Source organism: Streptomyces sp. NPDC002088 (assembly GCF_040296605.1).
Classification (GTDB): Bacteria; Actinomycetota; Actinomycetes; order Streptomycetales; family Streptomycetaceae; genus Streptomyces.
On sequence record NZ_JBEOXO010000004.1, the window covers coordinates 387,471 to 409,566 of the forward strand.

The 22,096-nt window shown below is 71.1% G+C and carries 25 protein-coding genes; 10 read left to right on the forward strand and 15 right to left on the reverse strand.

All coding sequences use genetic code 11. From position 1 onward, the window contains the following. Positions 1–3 precede the first annotated feature (3 nt). Positions 4–798, forward strand: coding sequence for a hypothetical protein (locus tag ABT114_RS11710; RefSeq protein ID WP_351141219.1), 795 nt, complete (start codon positions 4–6; stop codon positions 796–798). Positions 799–1,111: 313 nt separating this feature from the next. Here ABT114_RS11710 and ABT114_RS11715 read toward each other — a convergent pair whose 3' ends face one another. Continuing rightward, a complete protein-coding gene (locus ABT114_RS11715) occupies positions 1,112–2,416 on the reverse strand; it encodes a DUF6986 family protein (protein WP_351141221.1) in 1,305 nt (434 codons plus the stop codon). 182 nt (positions 2,417–2,598) lie between these two features. On the opposite strand from ABT114_RS11715, the gene ABT114_RS11720 reads away from it, so the two are divergent. Beyond that, complete coding sequence (locus tag ABT114_RS11720) at positions 2,599–3,588, forward strand: endonuclease/exonuclease/phosphatase family protein (protein WP_351141223.1); 990 nt, start codon at positions 2,599–2,601, stop codon at positions 3,586–3,588. On the opposite strand, the gene ABT114_RS11725 is transcribed toward ABT114_RS11720, so the two are convergent. From ABT114_RS11725 to ABT114_RS11740, 4 genes are all read right to left on the reverse strand, one after another. Then, a complete protein-coding gene (locus ABT114_RS11725; RefSeq protein WP_351141225.1) occupies positions 3,569–4,531 on the reverse strand; it encodes an electron transfer flavoprotein subunit alpha/FixB family protein in 963 nt (320 codons plus the stop codon). The two genes, ABT114_RS11720 and ABT114_RS11725, sit on opposite strands and share 20 nt — an antisense overlap. 52 nt (positions 4,532–4,583) lie before the next feature. After that, entirely contained in the window at positions 4,584–5,372 is a 789-nt protein-coding gene (locus ABT114_RS11730) for an electron transfer flavoprotein subunit beta/FixA family protein (RefSeq protein WP_351141227.1), read from the reverse strand. A gap of 219 nt (positions 5,373–5,591) precedes the next feature. Then, complete coding sequence (locus ABT114_RS11735; RefSeq protein WP_351141229.1) at positions 5,592–6,101, reverse strand: flavin reductase family protein; 510 nt, start codon at positions 6,099–6,101, stop codon at positions 5,592–5,594. Between the two features lie 208 nt (positions 6,102–6,309). Next, positions 6,310–6,723 carry a thioredoxin family protein gene (locus ABT114_RS11740; RefSeq protein WP_351141231.1) on the reverse strand — a complete coding sequence of 138 codons (414 nt, stop codon included), beginning with the start codon at positions 6,721–6,723 and terminating at the stop codon, positions 6,310–6,312. 76 nt (positions 6,724–6,799) lie between these two features. Between ABT114_RS11740 and ABT114_RS11745 the strand changes: the two genes are divergently transcribed. Beyond that, the gene (locus tag ABT114_RS11745) at positions 6,800–7,216 is read left to right on the forward strand and encodes a DUF4395 domain-containing protein (protein WP_351141233.1); all 417 of its coding nucleotides are present in this window, start codon (positions 6,800–6,802) and stop codon (positions 7,214–7,216) included. Between the two features lie 187 nt (positions 7,217–7,403). Further along, a complete protein-coding gene (locus tag ABT114_RS11750) occupies positions 7,404–8,132 on the forward strand; it encodes a lysophospholipid acyltransferase family protein (protein WP_351141235.1) in 729 nt (242 codons plus the stop codon). A 52-nt stretch (positions 8,133–8,184) separates the two neighbouring features. Here ABT114_RS11750 and ABT114_RS11755 read toward each other — a convergent pair whose 3' ends face one another. The 7 genes from ABT114_RS11755 to ABT114_RS11785 all read right to left on the reverse strand — a co-directional run bounded on the left by ABT114_RS11755 (position 8,185) and on the right by ABT114_RS11785 (position 14,088). Then, positions 8,185–9,096, reverse strand: a complete 912-nt coding sequence (locus ABT114_RS11755; RefSeq protein WP_351141237.1) for an ATP-grasp domain-containing protein — start codon at positions 9,094–9,096, stop codon at positions 8,185–8,187. 17 nt (positions 9,097–9,113) lie between these two features. After that, a complete protein-coding gene (locus ABT114_RS11760; RefSeq protein WP_351141239.1) occupies positions 9,114–9,386 on the reverse strand; it encodes a hypothetical protein in 273 nt (90 codons plus the stop codon). Between the two features lie 94 nt (positions 9,387–9,480). After that, positions 9,481–10,176 (reverse strand): B3/B4 domain-containing protein, encoded by a 696-nt coding sequence (locus tag ABT114_RS11765; protein WP_351141241.1) that lies wholly within the window; start codon positions 10,174–10,176, stop codon positions 9,481–9,483. 8 nt (positions 10,177–10,184) lie between these two features. After that, positions 10,185–10,757: a transglutaminase domain-containing protein gene (locus ABT114_RS11770; RefSeq protein ID WP_351141243.1), complete on the reverse strand. Its 573-nt coding sequence runs from the start codon at positions 10,755–10,757 to the stop codon at positions 10,185–10,187. A gap of 75 nt (positions 10,758–10,832) precedes the next feature. Next, positions 10,833–11,903 carry a threonine aldolase family protein gene (locus ABT114_RS11775; protein ID WP_351141245.1) on the reverse strand — a complete coding sequence of 357 codons (1,071 nt, stop codon included), beginning with the start codon at positions 11,901–11,903 and terminating at the stop codon, positions 10,833–10,835. Continuing rightward, positions 11,900–12,649: an SDR family oxidoreductase gene (locus ABT114_RS11780; protein WP_351141247.1), complete on the reverse strand. Its 750-nt coding sequence runs from the start codon at positions 12,647–12,649 to the stop codon at positions 11,900–11,902. The genes ABT114_RS11775 and ABT114_RS11780 overlap by 4 nt, the downstream gene beginning before the upstream one ends. 41 nt (positions 12,650–12,690) lie before the next feature. Beyond that, positions 12,691–14,088 carry a DUF6421 family protein gene (locus ABT114_RS11785; protein WP_351141249.1) on the reverse strand — a complete coding sequence of 466 codons (1,398 nt, stop codon included), beginning with the start codon at positions 14,086–14,088 and terminating at the stop codon, positions 12,691–12,693. 429 nt (positions 14,089–14,517) lie between these two features. On the opposite strand from ABT114_RS11785, the gene ABT114_RS11790 reads away from it, so the two are divergent. Beyond that, the gene (locus tag ABT114_RS11790; RefSeq protein WP_351141251.1) at positions 14,518–15,201 is read left to right on the forward strand and encodes a glycerophosphodiester phosphodiesterase; all 684 of its coding nucleotides are present in this window, start codon (positions 14,518–14,520) and stop codon (positions 15,199–15,201) included. 30 nt (positions 15,202–15,231) lie between these two features. Here the strand turns inward: ABT114_RS11790 and ABT114_RS11795 are convergent, their stop codons facing one another. After that, positions 15,232–15,771 carry a GNAT family N-acetyltransferase gene (locus tag ABT114_RS11795; protein ID WP_351141253.1) on the reverse strand — a complete coding sequence of 180 codons (540 nt, stop codon included), beginning with the start codon at positions 15,769–15,771 and terminating at the stop codon, positions 15,232–15,234. A gap of 71 nt (positions 15,772–15,842) precedes the next feature. Between ABT114_RS11795 and ABT114_RS11800 the strand changes: the two genes are divergently transcribed. Further along, the gene (locus ABT114_RS11800; RefSeq protein ID WP_351141255.1) at positions 15,843–16,235 is read left to right on the forward strand and encodes a VOC family protein; all 393 of its coding nucleotides are present in this window, start codon (positions 15,843–15,845) and stop codon (positions 16,233–16,235) included. Positions 16,236–16,327: 92 nt separating this feature from the next. Further along, on the forward strand, positions 16,328–17,092 hold the full coding sequence (locus ABT114_RS11805; protein WP_351141256.1) for a VOC family protein: 765 nt from the start codon (positions 16,328–16,330) through the stop codon (positions 17,090–17,092). Positions 17,093–17,113: 21 nt separating this feature from the next. Here the strand turns inward: ABT114_RS11805 and ABT114_RS11810 are convergent, their stop codons facing one another. Together ABT114_RS11810 and ABT114_RS11815 are read right to left on the reverse strand one after the other, a co-directional pair. Continuing rightward, on the reverse strand, positions 17,114–17,719 hold the full coding sequence (locus tag ABT114_RS11810; RefSeq protein WP_351141258.1) for a MarR family winged helix-turn-helix transcriptional regulator: 606 nt from the start codon (positions 17,717–17,719) through the stop codon (positions 17,114–17,116). A gap of 16 nt (positions 17,720–17,735) precedes the next feature. Next, on the reverse strand, positions 17,736–19,394 hold the full coding sequence (locus ABT114_RS11815) for an FUSC family protein (protein WP_351141260.1): 1,659 nt from the start codon (positions 19,392–19,394) through the stop codon (positions 17,736–17,738). A 181-nt stretch (positions 19,395–19,575) separates the two neighbouring features. Here ABT114_RS11815 and ABT114_RS11820 point away from each other — a divergent pair, with 181 nt between their 5' ends. The 3 genes from ABT114_RS11820 to ABT114_RS11830 all read left to right on the forward strand — a co-directional run bounded on the left by ABT114_RS11820 (position 19,576) and on the right by ABT114_RS11830 (position 21,926). Then, positions 19,576–20,115, forward strand: a complete 540-nt coding sequence (locus ABT114_RS11820) for a DUF5134 domain-containing protein (RefSeq protein WP_351141262.1) — start codon at positions 19,576–19,578, stop codon at positions 20,113–20,115. 130 nt (positions 20,116–20,245) lie between these two features. Beyond that, positions 20,246–21,181, forward strand: coding sequence for a M56 family metallopeptidase (locus ABT114_RS11825; RefSeq protein ID WP_351141264.1), 936 nt, complete (start codon positions 20,246–20,248; stop codon positions 21,179–21,181). 52 nt (positions 21,182–21,233) lie between these two features. Continuing rightward, positions 21,234–21,926: a phosphatase PAP2 family protein gene (locus ABT114_RS11830; RefSeq protein WP_351141266.1), complete on the forward strand. Its 693-nt coding sequence runs from the start codon at positions 21,234–21,236 to the stop codon at positions 21,924–21,926. Positions 21,927–22,096 lie beyond the last annotated feature (170 nt).

The window sequence follows — 22,096 nt, forward strand, 5'->3', positions numbered from 1 at the left end:
CCCGTGGACGACCGCACCCTGGAGAACCTGGGGCTGGCCGAGGCGCCGCGCGACCACCCACTGGCCTATCCCGGCGCCTGGCCCGAGAGCTCGGGGCTCCTCGACGGCGACCGGCTGCTGCCGCTGGAGGACCTCACCCACGACGACCGCACCCCGGTGCTGGCCGTCGGCTCCAACGCCTGCCCAGGCCAACTCCGCCACAAGATGGCCCAGTCCGGGATCACCTCGCCCATCCCGATGGTGCGGACGCGGGTCACGGGCATCGACGTCGGGGTCTCCGCGCACGTCAGCCGCATGGGGTACGTCTCCGCGTCGCCGTTCCACGCTCCGGGAGCCGTACGGGAGTTGTTCGTCATCTGGCTGGACGCCGAGCAGCTCGCCGTCGTCGACGCGAGCGAGGGAGTGCCGGTGCCGGGCGGCAACTACGACCGCGCGTGGCTGCCCGGGCCCGAGGTGCGCATCGAGCTGGAGACGGGCCGGCCACTCCCCGGCGCGTACGTCTACGTCAACCGCCACGGCGTCCTGCACGACGGCACCGGCGCCCCGCGCAGGCATCCCGGCCAGCGTGAGCTGATCACCAAACTCCTGCTGGACTCGGCCCGATTACGGAAGCTGTTCGGCGTCACCGCAGAGGACTTCTGCGCCCGGGCCCGCGCCGACGCCGCGCTGTGCGCGCGGGGCACGCGGCTGCTCGTGGAGGAGAAGCTGGTGACGGCGTCCGGTCTGGAGAGGTTCGTACGGCCGCAGCAGACCGGGAGTCCGGGAACCGGAGCGCCGTTGTCGCCGCCCTCTACGTAGACGTCGCCGACGTGGACGCCGATGTCGCCGCCGTCCACCACGCGTGGATCCGCTCGCACCCCCGCTTGCCGCCACCGCGGCCATGGCGTGCACGGCAACGACTCCGGGGTGGCGCACCCGGGCCGCCGCACGGGCCTCGCGCCGCATCCGCAGCCGACCGGTGCGGATGCGTCGGCGTTGGTGCGGGTGCGAAGTTCCCGGGCGGCGGCCTGGCGGCCCAGGACCTTGTCGAGGCTCGCCGGACGATGCCCACGCCGGCGTCCTCGAGCCGGCCCGAGACCGGGGTCGGCGGCTGATGGCCGCGGCGGCCCCGCTACTTGGCGGATGCCGTCAGGTCGCCCCGCCTCGGCGCCGCGAAGCCCTCCAGGTCGGCCCGGGTCAGCCCGGTCGCGGCGGTCACCTCGGCGAGGTCCAGCGCGCCGCAGTCGAGGCCGCGCAGCAGGTAGCCGCTGAGGGCCTTGGCGGTCGCGGGCTCGTCCATGACGTCGCCGCCGGCACGGTTGGCGTAGCGGGCGAGCCGGGCCGCCGCCTGTTCGAAGCCCTCGCGGTAGAAGGCGAAGACGGCCGCGTACCGGGTGGGGATGTGGGCGGGGTGCATGTCCCAGCCCTGATAGTAGGCGCGGGCCAGGGCGCGCCGGGTGAGGCCGTAGTGCAGCCGCCAGGCGTCGTGCACCTTCTCCGTCGGGCCGACCGGCAGGACGTTGGTGGAGCCGTCCGAGACGCGTACGCCCGTGCCCGCCGCCGCGACCTGCATGACCGCCTTGGCGTGGTCGGCGGCCGGGTGGTCGCTGGCCTGGTGGGCGGCGGAGACGCCGAGGCAGGCGCTGTAGTCGAAGGTGCCGTAGTGCAGGCCGGTGGCGCGGCCCTCGGCGGCTTGGATCATGCGGGCCACGGTGGCGGTGCCGTCGGCAGCGAGGATGGACTGGCTGGTCTCGATCTGGATCTCGAATCCGATCCGGCCGGGCTCGAGGCCGTGCGCCTTCTCGAAAGCCTCCAGGAGCCGCACCATCGCGGTGACCTGCTCGGGGTACGTCACCTTGGGCAGGGTCAGCACGAGCCCGTCGGGCAGGCCGCCGGCCTCGATCAGGCCGGTGAGGAAGATGTCGAGAGTGCGGATGCCCCGGTCACGCACGGCGGCCTCCATGCACTTCATGCGGATGCCCATGTAGGGGGCCGCCGTGCCGTTCGCGTACGCCTCGGCGATCAGCCGGGCCGCGCGGGCGGCCGCCTCGTCCTCCTCGGCGTCCGGGCGGGGGCCGTAGCCGTCCTCGAAGTCGACGCGCAGGTCCTCGATCGGCTCGCGCTCCAACTTGGCACGCACGCGCGCGTACACGGGCTCGGCGAGTTCGTCACTCAGACCGAGGACGGCGGCGAAGGAGGCCGCGTCGGGAGCGTGTTCGTCGAGGGTGGCCAGCGCCCGGTCGCCCCAGGAACGGATGGTGTCGGCCGCAAATACGTCACCAGGGACGTAGACGGTGTGGACGGGCTGACGGGTGCCGGGGTCTCCCGGGTAGTTCCGCTCCAGTTCGGCGTCGACCGGCGCGAGGGAGGCGCTGATCTCCTCGCTGACCGCGCCCGCGAGGCTCGTCGCCACCTTCTCCTGCCGGCCCTGACCCATCCCACACCCTCCCGTTTTCCGCTCTACGGAATCAACAATCCGTAGAACAAAATTATCCACCGATCTTCCCGCTGGTCAACACCCCGTCCACGCCCTGGTCCCTCGCGGTTCACCGCACCCCGGCGCCCTCTTCCGTACAGGCGGTCCCCCCTTCATCCTGGCTCCCAAGGGGAGGGGAACACATGGCGAGCACCAAAGGGCCCACCCGGCGGGCGGGGCTGAGAACCCTCGTGGCCGCCGTGGCCGCCGTACCCCTGCTCGGCACGGTACGGGCCTCCGAGGCCCGGGACGAACGCTACGCGCCCGTGCAGCCGTCGCCCGTCCCCCCGCTGGAGGTCATGACGTTCAACCTCCGCGTCGCCGGCACCAGCGAGCCCAACAGCTGGGCGGACCGCCGTCCCGTGATGCGCGCCCTCCTGCGCGGGGCGGCCCCGCACGTCATCGGCACCCAGGAGGGCCGGCTCCCCCAGTTGAGCGACATCGAGGCCGACCTCGGGCCGCACTACGCCTGGATCGGCACTGCCGGAGGCGGCCGCGAGGAGTCGGTGGCCGTCTTCTACGACACCCGTCGGCTCGCCCCGGTCGAGCACACCACCTTCCGGCTCTCCGACACGCCCGACGTGCCCGGCTCCAACACCTGGGGCGGTGCCTACCCCCGCCTGGTCACGCAGGTCCGCTTCCGCGATCTGCTCGACGCGGGACGGCAGTTCCACGTCCTCAACACCCACCTCGACCACAAGAGCGAGTACGCACGCGCGCGTGCCGCCACCCTCATCGCCGAGCGCATCACCGCCCTCGGCCGCTCCCTGCCGGTCCTGCTCACCGGCGACTTCAACGCCGTCGCCCACGACAGCCCGGCCTACGACACCCTGCTGGGCACCGGCCTCGTCGACACGTGGGTCACCGCGCGGCGGCGCGGCCCCGCCTACGGGACGTTCCACGGGTACGGGGCGCTGAGGCCGGACGGTGACCGCATCGACTGGATCCTGGCGACGCCGGATGTCGCGGTCCGCCGGGAGTCGGTCGACACGTTCCGGGTGAACGGCCAGTACCCGAGCGACCATCTGCCGGTGCTGGCCTCACTGAGCCTGGGACGAGGCGAGGCCCCCGTGACCGGTGCGGTCACGGGGGCCTCGTACAGCCTGGCGGTGATCAGCCCTTGCGGGTCTTGACCTCTTCGGTGAGCTGCGGGACGACGTCGAACAGGTCGCCGACGACGCCGTAGTCGACCAGGTCGAAGATCGGGGCCTCGGGGTCCTTGTTGATGGCCACGATCGTCTTGGAGGTCTGCATACCGGCGCGGTGCTGGATCGCGCCGGAGATGCCGGAGGCGATGTACAGCTGCGGCGAGACCGACTTGCCGGTCTGGCCGACCTGGTTGGTGTGCGGGTACCAGCCGGCGTCCACCGCGGCACGCGAGGCGCCGACGGCGGCACCGAGCGAGTCGGCGAGCGCCTCGATGATCGCGAAGTTCTCCGCGCCGTTCACGCCACGGCCGCCGGACACCACGATCGCGGCCTCGGTCAGCTCCGGACGGCCCGTCGACTCACGGGCGGTGCGGCCGGTGACCTTGGTGCCGGTGGCCTTGTCGGAGAAGGACACGTTCAGAGCCTCGACCGCACCGGCGGCCGGGGCGGCCTCGACGGCGGCCGAGTTCGGCTTGACCGTGATGACCGGGGTGCCCTTGGAGACACGGGTCTTGGTGGTGAAGGACGCGGCGAACACCGACTGGGTGGCCACCGGGCCCTCGTCGCCGGCCTCGAGGTCGACGGCGTCGGTGATGATGCCGGAGCCGATGCGCAGCGCCAGGCGGGCGGCGATCTCCTTGCCCTCGGCGGAGGAGGGGACCAGCACGGCGGCCGGGGAGACGGCCTCGACGGCGGCCTGCAGCGCCTCCACCTTCGGTACGACCAGGTAGTCGGCGTACTCGGCGGCGTCGTGCGTGAGGACCTTCACCGCGCCGTGCTCGGCGAGCGCGGCGGCGGTGTTCTCGGCACCGGCGCCCAGGGCGACGGCGACGGGCTCGCCGATGCGGCGGGCCAGCGTCAGCAGCTCGAGGGTGGGCTTGCGGACGGCACCGTCCACGTGGTCGACGTAGACGAGGACTTCAGCCATGGGATTGCTCTCCTGCGTGGATAAGTTGAGGGGCGGTCAGCGACTGCGGGCCTTAGATGAACTTCTGGCCCGCGAGGAACTCAGCGAGCTGCTTGCCGCCCTCGCCCTCGTCCTTGACGATCGTGCCGGCGGTGCGCGCGGGGCGCTCGGTCGCGGAGTCGACCTTCGTCCAGGCACCCTCGAGACCGACCTCCTCGGCCTCGATCTCGAGGTCCTCGAGGTCCCAGGACTGAACCGGCTTCTTCTTGGCCGCCATGATGCCCTTGAAGGACGGGTAACGCGCCTCGCCCGACTGGTCGGTGACCGACACGACGGCCGGCAGGGAGGCCTCGAGCTGCTCGGAGGCGGCGTCGCCGTCGCGGCGGCCCTTGACCGTGCCGTCCTCGACGGAGACCTCGGACAGCAGGGTGACCTGCGGGACGCCCAGGCGCTCGGCCAGCAGCGCCGGGACCACGCCGGCGGTGCCGTCGGTGGAGGCCATACCGGAGATGACCAGGTCGAAGCCGGCCTTCTCGATGGCCTTGGCCAGCACCAGGGAGGTGCCGATGACGTCCGTGCCGTGCAGGTCGTCGTCCTCGACGTGGATGGCCTTGTCGGCGCCCATCGACAGCGCCTTGCGCAGCGCGTCCTTGGCGTCCTCCGGGCCCACCGTCAAAACGGTGATCTCCACGTCGTCGTCGGAGTTCTCGGAGATCTGCAGCGCCTGCTCGACCGCGTACTCGTCCAGCTCCGAGAGCAGACCGTCCACGTCGTCCCGGTCGACGGTCAGGTCATCGGCGAAGTGCCGGTCGCCAGTGGCGTCGGGCACGTACTTCACAGTGACAACGATCCTCAAGCTCACGCCGGCTCTCCTACTGCATCGTCTCTATTTCGGCTGCCTACTTGCAGGCAGCATAGGCGCCCCAAGCGGCCGATCCCGGTCGGGGCGGCCCGCGCTCCGACCGAAATATTACTCGTCAGTACACCCAGTTCGTTCCCACTAAGCAAGCGCTTTGAACTGTGACCTTTGCAACGCAGCGTAATCGGAACTCGACGGCTTCGCAGGGGCACGGCGACGTGATCAGTCACGCAGAGCGTTGAAGCGGCCCTGGTGGTATATGAGCGGACGGCCGGGGCCCGCGGGATCGCCGAGGACGACCTCGCCGAGAACGATGCGGTGGTCGCCCGCGGGCACCCGGGTGACAACCCGGCACACCAGCCAGGCGGAGACGTCGTCAAGGACGGGGACACCTTCGGGACCCTCGCGCCAGCCCGTCGGGGCGCCGAACCGGTCGGCGCCGCTGCGGGCGAAGGTGGCGGCCAGCTCCTGCTGATGCTCGCCGAGTATGTGGACGCCGACATGGGAGGCCTCGGACACGGCCGGCCAGCTGGAGGCGCCGGTGCTGATGCCGAAGGAGAGCATCGGGGGCTCGGCGGAGACGGAGCTGAGGGAGGTGGCGGTGAAGCCGACCGGACCCGTGTCGCCGCGGGCGGTGATCACGGCGACTCCCGCCGCGTGCCGCCGGAAGACGGAGCGCAGCAGATCGGGAGAGGCGAGCTGGGGGGTGCCGAGGTCGGGCGTGGCCGTCATGGAGTTGTCCTTCTGAGGGAGGGGACGAGCGGGTTCGTGGCTGCTCAGCAGCCCGGACAGCGCGCGCTCGCAGTGCGGGCGAGGTCGACGTGCACCCGCCCGAAGAGAAGGAGTTCCGTAGGCATACGGTCAGGCTGACGATAGGTGGTACGCGCAGTCAAGTGCGTCCCGGCATATGGGAGGTGCCTCACCGTTCGCGCCACAGGCGTCAAACCGCCTCCCCGAGTGCCGCGATGACGTCCGCCTTGCGCGGCTGACCGGTGGCACGCCGTACGACCCGTCCGTCCGCGTCGAGGACGAGCACGGTCGGGGTCTTGAGGATGTCGAGTTCGCGTACGAGGTCCAAGTGGGCCTCGGCGTCGATCTCGACGTGGGTCACGCCCGGGACCAGTCCGGCGACCTCACCGAGGACCCGCCGGGTGGCCCGGCAGGGCGCACAGAAGGCGCTGGAGAACTGCACGAGCGTGGCACGCTCACCGAGTTCCTCACCCAACTGGGCGGCTCCCAGCCACTTTCCGTCGTCGCGCCCGCGCACGCGTACCCTCCCGCTCCGCCGCCGATGCAGCACTCCGTAGGCGCTCGCCGCCGCGAGCACCACCACGCACACCACAAGTCCGGTCATCGCCTGCACAAGCGTTCACCAGACTGCAAAGATTCCCGACTCCCCGGAAGAGTTTGTCTTACGGAATGCTTGACTCATGGACATCGATGTGAGGGGACCGCGCTTCGGGGCGGCCTTGACGACCGTCGTACTGGCGGTCGTTCTGATCACCGGAAACGCCTGGCTGTTGGCCTGGCAGCTGCTCGCGTTCGCGCTGGGGGCGGCCGGCGGGGTGAGCCGCTCGCCCTACGGCTGGCTGTTCCGCACGTTCGTACGGCCGCGGATCGGGCCGCCGACGGAGTTCGAGGCGCCCCAGCCACCGCAGTTCGCGCAGGCGGTCGGGCTCGCCTTCACTGTCGTCGGGCTCCTGGGCTTCACGGCGGGTCCGCAGTGGCTGGGTCTGGCGGCGACCGGGGCCGCGCTCGCGGCGGCCTTCCTCAATGCCGCGTTCGGGTACTGCCTCGGCTGCGAGATGTACCTGCTCATCCGGCGCGTCACGGTCCGCGCAGAGTAAAGGCGGGTTAAAAGCGCAGGTGGATCATGCGGCCGAAGTGACGAGGATCTCGCCACACCCGGGCACCAGGACTGGCTCCCCAGCCGTTCTTCGGGCACGATCTGCGAGATGCCGTAAACCTACGGCTGCGTAAGTTTCCCGCTGGGAGATCCCTTCCCAGACAGAGAAGGAAGGGTCCACTCCGTCCATGGCTGAACTGGTCTACCGCCCCGTCATCGGACTCGCGCGCACGTTGTTCAAGGTGTGGGACCTCAAGATCGACTGCAAGGGGTCGGAGAACATCCCGCGCTCGGGCGGCGCCGTGCTGGTGAGCAATCACATCAGCTATCTGGACTTCATCTTCGACGGTCTGGCGGCGCTCCCGCAGAAACGTCTCGTTCGCTTCATGGCGAAGGAGTCCGTCTTCCGGCACAGGATCTCCGGTCCGCTGATGCGCGGCATGAAGCACATCCCCGTGGACCGCAAGCAGGGGGAAGCGGCGTACGCGCACGCCCTGGACTCGCTGAAGTCCGGTGAGATCATCGGGGTCTTCCCGGAGGCCACGATCTCGCAGTCGTTCGCACTGAAGAGCTTCAAGTCGGGTGCCGCCCGGCTGGCTCAGGAGGCGGGCGTCCCGCTGATCCCGATGGCGGTGTGGGGCACGCAGCGGCTGTGGACCAAGGACCAGCCGCGCAACTTCAAGCGCAGCCACACCCCGATCACCATCCGGGTCGGCGAGCCGGTGGAGGCTCCCCGCGACCAGTACGCGGGCGCCATCACCCGCCGGCTGCGCGAGCGCGTCCAGGAGCTGCTGGAGGCCGCCCAGCGCGCCTATCCCGTACGCCCGAAGGGTCCTGAGGACACCTGGTGGATGCCGGCCCACCTGGGCGGCACGGCGCCGACGCCGGAAGAGGTGCGGGCGGCCGAGGCGCGCTGACGGCCGGGCGGTGGCCGCGCGGACAGCGCGCGCCGAACTGCCGCCCGGGCGCTCAGGTCTGTGAGATCAGGTAGTCCAGGAAGCGGTCGGCCAGCGGTTCGCCCAGGAGCGGTTCCAGGAAGAGGAACTGTCCCTGTGGGTTCACTTCCAGCCACACGGGTTCACCGTCCGGCGTGAGTTTGATGTCGATGATCCCCATGCGCAGGCCGAGTCGTCGCAGTACCGCGCTGACGCGCCGGGCCAGTTCGTCCGGGACGTGCCACCTGGAGATGGGGACGTTCAGATCGGGGCGCCAGTCGAGGTCGTCGGTTTCGATGAGGGCCGCGTACATGTCCTCGCCGAAGCAGTTGAGTCTGATGTGGTGCCGCCCGGGAACGTACTCCTGATAGACGGCGGGGCACACCGTGAAGGACTCCTCGGGAATCGACGACGGGTCGTCGACGTACTGAGTGAACATCAGCGGGCCGGTCGCGCCCACCACCGGCTTGACGATGATCCGTCCGGCCTGCCGGGCGAACTCGACCACGTCCTGGCGTGACTGCGAGACGAGGGTGCGCGGTACCCGGAATCCCTCTTCGCGTGCCACGGCGAGCTGGTACAGCTTGTCCGCCGCCCGGTCGGTGGCTTCCGGGGACGATATCCACCGGCCTTTGAAGGCGGCCGCGAGGACACCTCCGAGAGCACCACGGCAGTCGTTGTTCACCAGCCGTCGCTCATGGTCGCTCGCGGCCCGGGTGGAGACCTGCTGGTTCGCTCGCATCCTCCGCCACCACAGCACCGCGACGTCTTCAAGGGGCAGTGCGAGCCCCTCGGACGTCAGGACCGTGGCGGGCGAATCGGCGTGGGAGCTCCATGCCAGGCTGCGCCGACCGCCGATCCGGTCGCACTCCACGACGTGAAACGCGCCGTACCGGCGGCGGGCGGCGGCGTCCGCGACGGCGAGGGCGTGGAGGTCGTCCGCCACGGACACCGTGAGGATCATTACTCGGGGCAGTCCACGCAGCAGTCGTCGCTGCAACCGCACGAGCAGGACTCGGACGCCGAGCCGGCCATGTGACTGGCATCGATCCTCAGGCCCGTGGTGGCGCGGACCGCCTCTTCCCAAGTCCGCAGTTCTTCCGGGGTCTCCAGGCGGATGTAGGACTCCGGCTGGACACGGAGGACGACTGGAGGCGCCGTCGCCGGGGACGAGATCTTCGTCAGCCCTCTCCCGTGCTCTTCTCCCACGGGTTCTCCGAGCTTGAATGCGGCCATCGCGACCATCTCCGCGGATTGCCTGGTTCGCCGATTGCTCTCTCCCCATCACAGCACGGCGGACCGGTCTCCGCATCCGGGGTCACCTGCGGGTTCAACTTCCGTGCGGGCGGATCGTGATCCGCGCTCCCGGGCTGAACTTCTCGAGCAGCTCGGCGAGTTCGGCCGAGGCCGCCTCGACGTCGGGGACCGGCATCGGGGCCATGCCCTCCAGCAGGAAGACGCCCGAGGTCGTCGCCTCGGTGAGCCGGGTGCGCGGGCCCTGGCGCCAGTTCCAGCGGCGGCACGTCACGCCCTCCTCGTCGCGCCACACCACCTCGCCGGCATCGGGGTGTTCCACGGCCTCCTCGCCGCCGGCGACGGTCACGAAGTCCTCGTCGCCGGTGGCGCGCACGAGGCGCATTCCGCCCTGGATGAGATCCATGTCCTCTCCCCCGACGGGGATGAGATGGGCGACGCTGATGGCGTTGTAGAGGTCGACGAGCAGGTTGATGCGCGGCAGCCCCGCCCCCGACAGCGCCCTCTTGGCCAGCGCCTCCGCCGAGTTGCGCGTGCGCGACGGCTTCGACCCGAACGCCGTGTACACCTCGCGCCAGGCGGCCATGTGCGGGTCCTCGTGCGGGGCGCGTCCGTCCAGCCGGGCGGCGAGCCGATGGGCCGCGTCGTCGAGGAGTGCCGCACTGCCGTCCGTGCTGGGTCCGTTGACGAGTCCGTGCGCCTCGACGGCGAGATGGCTGAAACCGGGTGCGAGGGCGCGCACTTCGTCGGCCACTGTCAGGGAGAGGGTCATCGCCTGCCTCAGAGTGCGTCGGGGAGGGTCTTCCAGAGGTACGGCCGATCGGGGGCCGCCTTGAGGACGCTCAGCACGACCGGGTGCGGTTCAGAGTACAGGACCGGATAGTCCAGCTCGTTGGACTCCGGATCGGGAACGAAGGCCAGGCACTCGCCGTCGAGGGAGAACTGAGCGTCCACACCCGGCTTGTTGCCGCGCGGGTCCTGCCGGTGCCAGGCACCGTTGAACCGAACGGCGACGAGACCGTGCACCACATCGAACTTCTGGTAACAGAGCGCCGTGGGGATGTCTTCGGCCCGCAGCAGCGCGGCCAGCGCGTGTGCCTTGGCGTAGCAGATGCCGGTGCCCTGCTCCAGGACGTCGGAGGCGCGCCAGGTGACGCGCAGATCGCCGGAGTCCTGGGAGTGCGGAATGGTGTCGCGGACGAACTCGAACGCCGCCCGCGCATAGGCATACGAGTCGGCCGCTCCCTTGGCGAGGCGGGCGGCCGTCTCCCGCACCAGCGGATGGTGATGGTCGACTACGTCGTCTGCGGCCAAGTAGGCGGACAGGTCAGGGGTTTTCTGGATCAGCTCCATGACCGCAGAGCATAGGAATGCGACCACCCGAGAGTCAATGACTTTTCAGGTGACCGCATACCTATGCATCGCTGGCTAGTGGGCCGTCTCCTCCTTGAGGGCCGCGACGAACGCGTCCACGTCCTCCTCGGTCGTGTCGAACGCGCACATCCAGCGCACGACGCCGGCGGCCTCGTCCCAGAAGTAGAAGCGGAAGCGCTTCTGCAGGCGCTCGCTCACGTCGTGCGGCAGCCGGGCGAAGACGGCGTTGGCCTGCACCGGGTAGAGGATCTCCACTCCGTGCACCGCGCGAACACCCTCGGCCAGCCGCTGCGCCATCTCGTTGGAGTGGCGGGCGTTGCGCAGCCACAGGTCCTTGGCGAGCAGGGCCTCCAACTGCACCGACACGAAGCGCATCTTGGACGCGAGCTGCATGGACAGCTTGCGCAGGTGCTTCATGTGACTGACGGCGTCCTGGTTGATGACGACGACCGCCTCGCCGAACAGGGCGCCGTTCTTGGTCCCGCCCAGGGAGAGGATGTCGACGCCGACCGCGTTGGTGAACGTCCGCATGGGCACGTCCAGCGACGCGGCGGCGTTGGCTATCCGGGAGCCGTCCAGGTGGACCTTCATGCCGTGCGCGTGGGCGTGGTCGCAGATCGCGCGGATCTCGTCGGGCGTGTAGAGGGTGCCCAGTTCGGTGCTCTGGGTGATCGAGACGACCTGCGGCATCGCACGGTGCTCGTCGTCCCAGCCGTACGCCTGCCGGTCGATCAGCTCGGGCGTGAGCTTGCCGTCCGGCGTCGGCACGGTGAGCAGCTTCAGGCCGCCCATCCGCTCGGGGGCGCCGCCCTCGTCGACGTTGATGTGCGCGCTCTCGGCGCAGATCACCGCGCCCCAGCGGTCGGTGACCGCCTGGAGCGCGACGACGTTCGCGCCGGTGCCGTTGAAGACGGGGAACGCCTCCGCCGAGGCCCCGAAGTGACTGCGGACGATCCGCTGGAGGTTCTCGGTGTAGACGTCCTCGCCGTACGCGACCTGGTGACCGCCGTTGGCCAGGGCCAAGGCCGCCAGCACCTCCGGATGGGCTCCGGCGTAGTTGTCACTGGCGAAACCGCGGACCCCCGGGTCGTGATGGCGACGTGCGTCGGTCTTCGGAGGGTTCACGGCTTCTCGGTCAGCCACAGACGTTGTCCGTTCACTTCGGCGGCGGGCTTGCTCCAGATGTCGAGGATGGCCTCGGCCAGGTCCTTGACGTCCGTGAAGCCCGCGAACTTCGCGTTGGGTCGCTCGGCGCGCATCGCGTCGTGCACCAGCGCCTTCACGACCAGGATGGCAGCGGCGGACGTCGGCCCGCTCTCGCCCCCCGCCTTGCGGAAGTAGTCGGCCAGGGCCAGCGTCCACGCCTCGGCGGCGGCCTTGGCGGCGGCGTAGGCGGCGTTGCCGGCGGTCGGCTTGGTCGCGCCCGCCGCGCTGATCAGGACGTACCGGCCGCGCTCGCTGCGCTGCAGCGCCTCGGAGAAGGCGAGGGAGGTGTGCTGCACCGTGCGGACGAGCAGCAGCTCCAGAAAGTCCCAGTCGTCGAGGCTGGTCTTGATGAAGGTCTCGCTGCCGCGCCAGCCGCCGACGAGGTGGACCACACCGTCGACCCGGCCGAAGTCCTTCTCGACATGGGTGGCCCAGTCACGGGTCGAGTCCAGGTTCAGCAGGTCGACCGTCTCGCCGACGACGCTGGCCCCGCCGTGCCCGTAGCGGGCCGCGTCCACGGCCTCCGCCAGGCGCTCGGGGTCGTTGTCCGCGCCGACGACGGTCGCCCCCGCGTCGGCGAGCCGGATCATCGCCGCGCGCCCGGCGGGTCCGCCCGCGCCTGCCACCGCGATCACAGCACCGCTGAGAACACCGTTCCCCACCATGTTCCTCGCCTCCTGAGCAGCGTTCCGGGTATCGCGGTCGCTCACGCGGCGACTCGCTCGGCGCTGTCCGCCGTGATGCCCCTGGTGGCGGCGATCACGTTCTTCAGCTTCTTGGACAGTGCCTCATAGAACATGCTCAGCGGAAACTCGTCCGGAAGCACGTCGTCCACGAGCTTGCGCGGCGGCTGGGTCAGGTCCAGGGCGTCCGGGCCCTTGGCCCACTTGGAGCCCGGGTGCGGGGCGAGGTAGCCGGAGACCAGCTCGTAGCCGGCGAACCAGTGCACCAGCTTCGGGCGGTCGATGCCGTCGCGGTACAGCTGCTCGATGTCGGCGCACAGCTGGTTGGTGACCTGCGGGGCGCGCTGCCAGTCGATGTGCAGCTTGTTGTCGGTCCAGCGGACGACATCATGCTTGTGCAGGTAGGCGAAGAGCAGCTGGCCGCCGAGGCCGTCGTAGTTGCGCTCGCGCTCGCCGGTGACCGGGAAGCGGAACATGCGGTCGAACAGCACCGCGTACTGCACGTCACGGGCCTGCGGGACGCCGTCGGCCTCCAGTTTCACGGCCTCCTTGAAGGCGGTGAGGTCACAGCGCAGCTCCTCCAGGCCGTACATCCAGAACGGCTGGCGCTGCTTGATCATGAACGGGTCGAAGGGCAGGTCGCCGTGGCTGTGGGTGCGGTCGTGGACCATGTCCCACAGCACGAAGGCCTCCTCGCAGCGCTTCTGGTCGTGGACCATGGCGGCGATGTCCGCGGGCAGGTCGAGGCCGAGGATGTCGACGGCGGCATCGGTGACCCGGCGGAAGCGGGCGGCCTCGCGGTCGCAGAAGATGCCGCCCCAGCTGAAGCGCTCGGGAGCCTCGCGCACGGCGATCGTCTCGGGGAAGAGGACGGCGGAGTTGGTGTCGTATCCGGCCGTGAAGTCCTCGAACTTGATGCCGCAGAACAGCGGGTTGTCGTAGCGGGTGCGCTCCAGCTCGGCCAGCCAGTCGGGCCAGACCATGCGCAGCACGACGGCCTCGAGGTTGCGGTCGGGGTTGCCGTTCTGGGTGTACATCGGGAAGACGACCAGGTGCTGGAGGCCGTCCTCGCGGTGCGCGGCGGGCTGGAAGGCCAGCAGCGAGTCGAGGAAGTCGGGCACCTGGAAGCCGCCGTCGGCCCAGCGGCGCAGGTCCTTGACGAGGGCCTGGTGGTACGCGGCGTCGTGCGGGAGCAGCGGGGAGAGCTCCTCGACCGCGTCGCCGACACGCCGTACGGCGAGTTCGGCGTCAGCCGGGTCAGGGGCCCCCTCGGCGTCGAAGTCGATCGATCCGTCCTTCGACTGCCATGGCCGGATCTGCTCCACGGCATCCTTGAGCACGGGCCACGCCGGGTGCTCGATCACCCTGGTCGCGGGAGGAACCCGCTCCTCCGTACCCACCTGCACAAGAATTTCCGTCATTACCCATCCTCCACGGGAGAACCTCGCGTACGAAGACCGTATACATACGAGGTTTCTCCCAGCAAGTGGATCGTCGGGAAATTATGCTGTGCTCCCCACATGTCACCGCACTTTTTCCTGCCGGGCATGCGACCGGCGCGCACTTCCGCTACCTGCGTCCGGGCGGCGCACGCCCGCACACCGAACGGCCGGATCCGGCCACGCACCGGGGTCAATATCCGCAGGACTCGCCCACGCGCGGGTGACCGACCCGGGCGGCACGTGCCAGGTCCGACACGCGCGCCACACCAATGCCCTGCGTACGAGCGGGTACATCACGGGGCCGGGCCATTAGGCTGCGGCTCTGCCGTGTGGACAGTGCCGTCCGCTCCGGTCCGGCCCCTGGTCCACGCGTGCGCCGAGCCGCCGTCGACGGAAGCGAGTTGAACCTTGAACTTCCTTACCATCGGTCACCGCGGGGTCATGGGTGTCGAGCCCGAGAACACCCTCCGTTCCTTCGTCGCCGCCCAGCAGGCCGGCCTCGATGTCATCGAACTCGATCTGCATCTGAGCAAGGACGGCGCCCTCGTCGTCATGCACGACGCCGACGTGGACCGCACGACCGACGGCTGCGGCCCGATCGCCGAGAAGACCCTCGCCGAACTGCGCACCCTGGACGCGGGCCGCGGTGAGCGGGTCCCGGTCTTCGAGGAGGTCCTGGACGCGGTGCGCTCGCCCCTCCAGGCCGAGATCAAGGACGTGGCCGCGGCGCGGGCGCTGGCCCAGGTCATGACCGGGCGGGACCTGCTGGGACGAGTGGAGGTCTCCTCGTTCCACGACGAGGCGATCGTGGAGATCGCCCGGCTGGTCCCCGGCGTACGGACCGCGCTCATCGGCAGCCGCTACGGCACCGACATCGTGCGGCGGGCCGTCGACGCCGGGGCCGCGACCGTCTGCCTCAACATCCGCCGGCTCACCCTGGAGATCGTCGAGCAGGCGCGGGAGGCGAACCTGCGGATCATCGGCTGGGTGGTGAACACCCAGGACCACCTGCGGCTCGTACGCGCCCTGGGGCTGGACGGCGCGACCACCGACCACCCGGACATCAAGCGCACGGGCCGCTTCACGGCCTGACGGGCTGCACAGCCTGACAGGCGGGGACGATTAGGCGAACTTCTTGACCAGCAGTTCGAACTCCAGGTCGTCGCGCTGCGGGACACCGAAGCGCTCGTCGCCGTACGGGAACGGGCTCATCTTTCCCGTACGGCGGTAGCCGCGGCGCTCGTACCAGGCGATGAGGTCCTCGCGTACGGAGATGACGGTCATGTGCATCTCCGCGACACCCCAGGTCTCGCGGGCCAGTCGCTCCGCCTCCGCGATGACCACCTTGCCGAGGCCACCTCCCTGCTGTGCGGGGCTGACCGCGAACATGCCGAAGTAGGCGTGGTCGCCGCGGTGCTCGAGCTGGCAGCAGGCGATCACCTGGTCGTCGCGCTCCACCGTCAGCAGCCGGCTGTCGGACGACTTGATGACCTCCAGCACTTCCTCCGGATCGGTCCGCTGCCCTTCGAGGATGTCCGCCTCGGTGGTCCAGCCGCCCCGGCTGGCGTCCCCTCGGTACGCCGACTCGACGAGCGCGACCAGCGCGTCCACGTCGGCGTCGGTGGCGTCGCGGAAGGTCAGTCCGGTAGCGGCGGTGTCCATGGGTGGGTGTCTCCGATCTGTGGCGCGGCTCAGCAGGGACGAGGGTAGCGCTGCAAGTAGGCTCCGGGTGCATGGTGCATGTACTCAGCAGCCGGACGCTCCTGCGCCCCGCCGACCCCGAACGCTCGCGCGCCTTCTACGGCGAGCAGCTGGGCCTCGCCGTCTACCGCGAGTTCGGCACGGGCCCGGAGCGCGGCACCGTCTACTTCCTCGGCGGCGGCTTCCTGGAGGTCTCCGGTCGGTCCGACACCCCGCCGTCCCCGCCGCCGCGGCTGTGGTTGCAGGTCGCGGACGTGAGCGCGGCGCACGACGAGCTGCTGGCGAAGGGCGTCGAGATCGTACGGCCGCCGGTGAAGGAGCCGTGGGGACTGGTCGAGATGTGGATCGCGGACCCGGACGGCACGGAGATCGTGCTGGTGGAGGTGCCGACCGAGCATCCGCTGCGGTACCGGCCGGGCATCTAGGACAGGACCAGGACCAGGGCCGGTTTCCGGATGGCCGCCGTCCGGGGCCGGGGCTAGCGTGCTGGAGGGGGTCTCCCTTCGGAAGGAACGCCATGAAGCTCGACAAGCCGGTGCCCGGCGGGCCCTGCTGGACCGAACTGGGGACCAGCGACCTGGAGGGCGCGAAGCAGTTCTACGCGGAGCTGTTCGGCTGGCGTCCGGAGACGGATCCGCGGCAGGAGGCGGGCGGGTACACGATCGCGCACCTCGGTGACGCGGCGGTCGCCGCGCTGTCGCCCCTTTACCAGCAGTCGCAGCCCGACGCGTGGAACGTCTCGTTCGCCGTGACGGACGCGGACGTCGCCGCGCGGCTGGTGGTGGAGGCCGGCGGGAAGGTCCTGGTCGGCCCGATGGACGTGTTCGACGTGGGCCGCTTCGCGGTGGCTCTCGATCCGGGCGGCGCGGCCTTCCAGCTCTGGCAGGCGCGGGCGTTCCCGGGTGCGGGGCTGTTCAACGAGCCCGGCACTCTCGGCTGGGTGGAGCTGCTGACCCGCTCTCCCGAGCGGGCCGAGACCTTCTACACCACGGTGTTCGGCTGGACCGTGAACCCCTCCGAGCACTACACGCAGTGGGGCATCGACGGCGCCGACTTCGGCGGAATGATCACGATGGACGACAAGTTCCCGCCCGAGGTCCCGCCGCACTGGCTGCCGTACTTCGCGGTGGAGGACGTGGCCGTCACCACGGCCGCGGCGGCGAAGGCAGGCGGTACCGTCCTGATGGAGCCCACCTCTGTGCCCGACGGGCCGCGGATCGCGGTACTGCGGGATCCGCAGGGGGCGGTGTTCGGCGTGTACGTGGCGGGCCAGGAGGGCTGAGGCGCGGGCGGGAGCCCGCCGTCAGGCGCGCAGCGCCCCCATGCGGCCTTCCAGCCGGCCCAGCAGCTCCGCGAGAAGTTCCGAGAGCTCACCCTGGCTCGGCGGGTCCAGCACCTCCAGCACGGCCGTCTCGTAGGCGAGTTGCTCGGGCATGATCGCGTCGACGAGGTCACGGCCGACGTCCGTGAGGCGGACGTGGGCGACGCGGCGGTCCCTGGTGTCGCCGCGGCGTTCCACCAGGCCGCGCTCGGTCAGCTGCTTGAGGCGTTTGGTCACGGCGGCACCCGAGGAGAACGTCTCGCGGGCAAGCTCGCTCGGGGTCAGCTCGTGCCCTGTGCGGCGCAGCGCGCCGAGCAGATCGAACTCGGGACGGCTGAGCCCGGCCCGGCGCAGCGGGGCGTCCTCGGCCTGCTGGAGGAGGGCCGCGCAGCGGTTGATGCGGCCTATGACTTCCATGGGATCAGTGTCGAGATCGGGGTGGACGGCCCGCCACTGCCGCACGACCACGGCGACGGTGTCGTCCCGCTGCGCACCGGTCGCGCTGCCACCCGCCGGCCGCGCGTCGGCGCCGCTTTCCCTGGCACGCGTCGCGCGGCCGCCCGCCGGCCGTCCGTTCGTCAGCACCATTGCCGTACCTCCATGGTCAGTCCTGCGTGGCCGCCGGTTTGTGCAGTCCCTGGCGACGTGCCACTGCCGCGAGCGTACGGTGTGCGGACTGCTCGGCGAGAACCACCCGCTCCTCGGGCAGCGCGCGCTGCCACCACTCGCCGGCCGCGGCGTCGGCGGTGGCACGCAGGTCGACCAGGGCGGCGGCGAGGCCGCGCCGGGCCGACTCGAGGGCCGCGGCGTCCGGGTGCGGCTGGGCGACGAGACGGGCGGCGAGTTCGCGGGCCCGGTCGACGGCGGTCAGCGCGTGTTCGAGGCGGTTGCCCGCACGCCGGTTGGTGACGGCGATCGCGGCGACGAAGCCGACGAGCGCGCCGACGATGGTGTCCAGGAACCGGTCGGTGATGAGTTCGCCCGCCTGGTGGTAACCGGTGAACTCGGTGATGAGCAGCGCCATCGGGGTCACGCACACGGTGCCGAGCCAGTAGTTGCGGCTGATCAGCGCCTCCGCACCGAAGCCGCAGGCGAGGCAGAGCAGGACGAGGGCGACCTGGCTGGCTTGGGCGAGCGGGGCGATGGCGGCGAAGACGAGCACGCCGACGATGTTGCCGACGACGCGCTGGATGGAGCGGCTCCAGGTGAGGGTGATGTTGGCCTGGTAGAGGGAGGCCGCGGTGACCAGGGCCCAGTACGGGCGGCCGACACCGAGGGCGAGCGAGACATAGCCGGCCAGGGCGCAGCCGATGGCGGTGCGCACGGCGATCGGGGCCAGCGGGCCCAGGCGCCGCCACAGCGACGGTGCCGGAGCGGCGAGTTCGGCGTCCACCCCGAGGAGCTCGTCGAGGGCGGTCTCCGGGTGGTCGGCCCGCGGAATCCGCCCGGCGCCGCAGAGCTCGCGCGCCCAGAGCCGCAGCCGCTCCGGGTCGGTGTCGGCGGGCGCGGTGAGCGCGACCTCGGCGCGAATGACGAGACGTTCGAGGGCGCGGCGGGTCGCCGGGCGGGCGCCGGAGGCCAGCAGGCACTGCCAGGCGGCCTGCACGGCGGCGGCCGCGGCGGCGCGGGTCCGGGCGTGGCCGTCGGCGGTGCCGCGCGTGGCGGCGTGGGCGGCGGCCGTGCTCAGGGCCTGCGCGGTGGCGCGGCGCTCCGGGCCGTGCGGGCGGATCAGTCCGGGTGCCATGCCCACGATCCAGGCCCAGGCACCCGCCGCGAGGGCCAGTCCCACATGCCCGGGGACCTGCCCCAGCGTCTGCGGCGCGAACAGGGAGGCCGAGCTGATGAAGGTGAGGACCACGTTGCCGGGCGGGCCGATGCGGGTGGCCTCGCACAGCACCTTCTGGACAGCCGCCATGAGGGCGCCGATGGTGACCAGCACGACGGCGTTCGTGGTGAGCGACGCGGAGACCAGGGCGATGGCGAGGCCGCCGACCATGCCGAGCACCACCCAGACCAGGGCGCGGGCCCGCGTGGCGTAGGGGCGGTTGTGGGCGTACAACGCACACATCGACCCGGCCATCGTGTAGATCGCCAGGTCGAGCCGGCCGAGCGCCAGCAGGGCCAGGTTGGGCGGGCCGACCGAGGCGACGGAGCTCAGCGCGGGCTTGAACCAAATGCCGGAGGGCCGACCCACGCGCAGCACGCCGGCGAGGGGAAGGCGTCGGACCAGCGGGGGTCGGGAGTTAGGGCTCGTGCTGCTCATGGGAACAAGTTTAGCAGGTGTTTTACTAGTAAAAGAAATCCGCTGAGGGCACGCTCACCTGCCGTGCTCCGTCGCATGCTCTCCGTGTACACCTTTGCGCTCGCATGCGCGCCGCGTGATCCGGGCATCCCTTGACCGACTGCCGACCGGCGGTCCGCAAGCGTCGAGCGGGGAGGCTCCCGTGCACGGACCGGCTTCGCCCGGCTGGTTGCTGGTCGCGCTGTGCGCGGCAACCGGGGCCTACTGCCTGCTGCGGATGCGCAGCACCGTCGAGGAGCAGCGCCACGCCGCGGGCGGCGAGGCGCTCATGGGCTTCGGCATGGCCGCGATGGCCGTACCGGCGGCGGTGTTCACCCCGCCGTCGTGGGCCTGGCCCGCCTACGCGGTGGTCTTCGGCGCGGCGGCACTGCGCGCCCTGTGGGCGGCACGGACCGACGCCCACCATCTGCACCACCTGGTGGGGACGTCGGCCATGGTCTACATGGCGGTCGTGATGGCCGCCTCCCCCGGACACCATCAGGGACATGGCGGGGCCGGACTCCCGGCGGTGACGGGGGCGTTGCTGCTCTACTTCGCGGGATACGTACTGCTGTCCGGGGTCCGGCTGCTGCCCGCCGGAGCCGGCACCGTGGCCGGGGGGTGGGGCGACCGGCCGGAGCTGGCGCGGGCGTGCCGGCTGTCGATGGGGATCGGGATGGTGGCGATGCTGCTGACGCTCTGACGTCACCGGCGCCCGCACCGCACATCCGCGCTGACGCAACAGGCACCCGCACCGCACGAAATCGTTGCTTGCGTCACTTTGCCGAGGCAAGCCATACCCCTGCGCCGTACGGCGCTCATAGGGTGCTCCCATGATGGTCCCCGCGGCACTGTTGCTGCTCGGCGCCCTGACCGCCGTCCTCGCCCCCCGGCTGCTCGCCCGCGCGGACTGGGCGGACCGAGAACCGGTGGTCGCGCTGTGGGTGTGGCAGTGCGTGGTGGCGGCCGTCCTCCTGTGCTGTGCGCTGTCGATGACGCTCAGTGCCGCGGCGGCCTGGCAGGCCGTGCGCGGCCATGTCTTCGGGTCCGCGCCCCGGGCGGTGGTGGAGGCCTATGCGCTCGGCGCGGCGGGCCCATGGGCGGCGGCGACCGCGGTGGCACTCGCGTGCGGCGGGCTGTGGAGCGCGGCGATGCTGGTCCGAGAGGTCTCCCGGGCCCACTTCCGGCGCCGCCGCCGTTGGACCGAACTCCTCGTACGGGCCCCGCTGTTGCCGGGAGAGGAGCCCACCGGCGGGCAGCTCGTGGTGCTGGAGGGCGAGCGCCCCGACGCGTGGTGGCTGCCCGGCGCCGCCCCCCGACTCGTCGTCACCACGGCCGCGTTGCGCCGCCTCAAGGGGCATCGGCTGGACGCCGTCCTCGCCCATGAGGAGGGCCACGCACAGGCCCGGCACGACTGGCTGCTGCACTGTTCGGCCGCGCTGGCCAACGGGTTTCCGCGGGTGCCGGTATTCGCCGCGTTCCGTGCCGAGATGCACCACCTGGTCGAACTGGCCGCCGACGACATGGCCTCCCGCCGCTTCGGCCGCCTGACGACCGCCCTCGCCCTCGTCGAACTCAACGAGGACCGCGGCGTGTTCGGCCCCTCACCGGCACCGCAGGCCCACGTCCAGCAGCGCGTCCACCGACTCCTCGCTCCCCCGGACCGGCTCACCGCGGCCCGCCGGCTGCGACTGACGGCGGCGGCCGCGCTGGTGGCGGTGGTCCCGCTGCTGGTGGCGTTCGTACCGGCACTGCGGGTGCTGGGGTAGGGGCCCCGGAGTTGGTTGGCCCCACGCCCCACGGGTCGGCGAGGATCACTCCATGCACAACCCGCACGCGCCCTCCCCGCCCCGCCCGCCGGACCACCGCCCCACCCCCGCCCGGACCGCGCTGATCCTGGCCTTTTGCTCGGCGCTGCTGCTCACACTGGTGGCGACGCAATGGCAGCCGCTGCTCGGCCTCGACGGCGACATCGCCCGCACCACCCACCGCTGGGCGGTCGACGAACCCGGCCTCACGCATGCGTTCCGCATCCTGACGGACTGGGTCTGGGACCCGTTGACGATGCGTGTGCTGGCCGCGGCCGTGGCGGTGTGGCTGGTGTGGCGGCGCTCGGCGTGGTGGACGGCAGCGTGGCTGGTGCTCACGTGCGCGGTGGGCACGTTGGTGCAGCAGGCTCTGAAGGCGGCGGTGGACCGGCCCCGGCCGGTCTGGCGCGACCCCGTCGACTCGGCCCACTACGCGGCCTTCCCGTCCGGTCACGCCATGACCGCCACGGTGGTCTGCGGCCTCCTCCTGTGGCTGCTCCACGGCCACGGCGCCGGCCGCGCCCGGTGGCGTACGGCCCTCACACTGGCCCTGCTCTCCGTGGTCGGCGTCGGTCTGACCCGGGTGTGGCTCGGCGTCCACTGGGCCTCGGACGTCGTCGGCGGCTGGCTGCTCGGGGCGCTCGTGGTGGCGCTGGCGGTCTGGGCGTACGAGTGGCGGCGGAACGGTCGCGCACACCCTCACTGAGCAGCCTTGACGAAGTCCGGTGCGTTTCAGCGCCTCCCGACCGGCACTCATCCATACGATCCCGCGCTCGACGAGTTGCTCGTCCCGCACCGCTGGCCTGCCATCTCCTCCTACGGGACACCGAAGCCCACACCGCAGAACCGACGCCCCCCGAGCGGCCGCCCGCACCG

Bases quoted from the DNA above. Each gene is read 5' to 3' on its own strand.
- ABT114_RS11745 (WP_351141233.1), top strand. From the start codon at position 6,800: ATGGACATCGATGTGAGGGGACCGCGCTTCGGGGCGGCCTTGACGACC.
- ABT114_RS11770 (WP_351141243.1), bottom strand. From the start codon at position 10,757: ATGGAGCTGATCCAGAAAACCCCTGACCTGTCCGCCTACTTGGCCGCA.
- ABT114_RS11740 (WP_351141231.1), bottom strand. From the start codon at position 6,723: ATGACCGGACTTGTGGTGTGCGTGGTGGTGCTCGCGGCGGCGAGCGCC.
- ABT114_RS11810 (WP_351141258.1), bottom strand. From the start codon at position 17,719: ATGGTGCTGACGAACGGACGGCCGGCGGGCGGCCGCGCGACGCGTGCC.
- ABT114_RS11765 (WP_351141241.1), bottom strand. From the start codon at position 10,176: ATGACCCTCTCCCTGACAGTGGCCGACGAAGTGCGCGCCCTCGCACCC.
- ABT114_RS11750 (WP_351141235.1), top strand. From the start codon at position 7,404: ATGGCTGAACTGGTCTACCGCCCCGTCATCGGACTCGCGCGCACGTTG.
- ABT114_RS11735 (WP_351141229.1), bottom strand. From the start codon at position 6,101: ATGACGGCCACGCCCGACCTCGGCACCCCCCAGCTCGCCTCTCCCGAT.
- ABT114_RS11825 (WP_351141264.1), top strand. From the start codon at position 20,246: ATGATGGTCCCCGCGGCACTGTTGCTGCTCGGCGCCCTGACCGCCGTC.
- ABT114_RS11725 (WP_351141225.1), bottom strand. From the start codon at position 4,531: ATGGCTGAAGTCCTCGTCTACGTCGACCACGTGGACGGTGCCGTCCGC.
- ABT114_RS11720 (WP_351141223.1), top strand. From the start codon at position 2,599: ATGGCGAGCACCAAAGGGCCCACCCGGCGGGCGGGGCTGAGAACCCTC.
- ABT114_RS11760 (WP_351141239.1), bottom strand. From the start codon at position 9,386: ATGGCCGCATTCAAGCTCGGAGAACCCGTGGGAGAAGAGCACGGGAGA.
- ABT114_RS11785 (WP_351141249.1), bottom strand. From the start codon at position 14,088: ATGACGGAAATTCTTGTGCAGGTGGGTACGGAGGAGCGGGTTCCTCCC.
- ABT114_RS11805 (WP_351141256.1), top strand. From the start codon at position 16,328: ATGAAGCTCGACAAGCCGGTGCCCGGCGGGCCCTGCTGGACCGAACTG.
- ABT114_RS11800 (WP_351141255.1), top strand. From the start codon at position 15,843: ATGGTGCATGTACTCAGCAGCCGGACGCTCCTGCGCCCCGCCGACCCC.
- ABT114_RS11780 (WP_351141247.1), bottom strand. From the start codon at position 12,649: ATGGTGGGGAACGGTGTTCTCAGCGGTGCTGTGATCGCGGTGGCAGGC.
- ABT114_RS11815 (WP_351141260.1), bottom strand. From the start codon at position 19,394: ATGAGCAGCACGAGCCCTAACTCCCGACCCCCGCTGGTCCGACGCCTT.
- ABT114_RS11830 (WP_351141266.1), top strand. From the start codon at position 21,234: ATGCACAACCCGCACGCGCCCTCCCCGCCCCGCCCGCCGGACCACCGC.
- ABT114_RS11795 (WP_351141253.1), bottom strand. From the start codon at position 15,771: ATGGACACCGCCGCTACCGGACTGACCTTCCGCGACGCCACCGACGCC.
- ABT114_RS11715 (WP_351141221.1), bottom strand. From the start codon at position 2,416: ATGGGTCAGGGCCGGCAGGAGAAGGTGGCGACGAGCCTCGCGGGCGCG.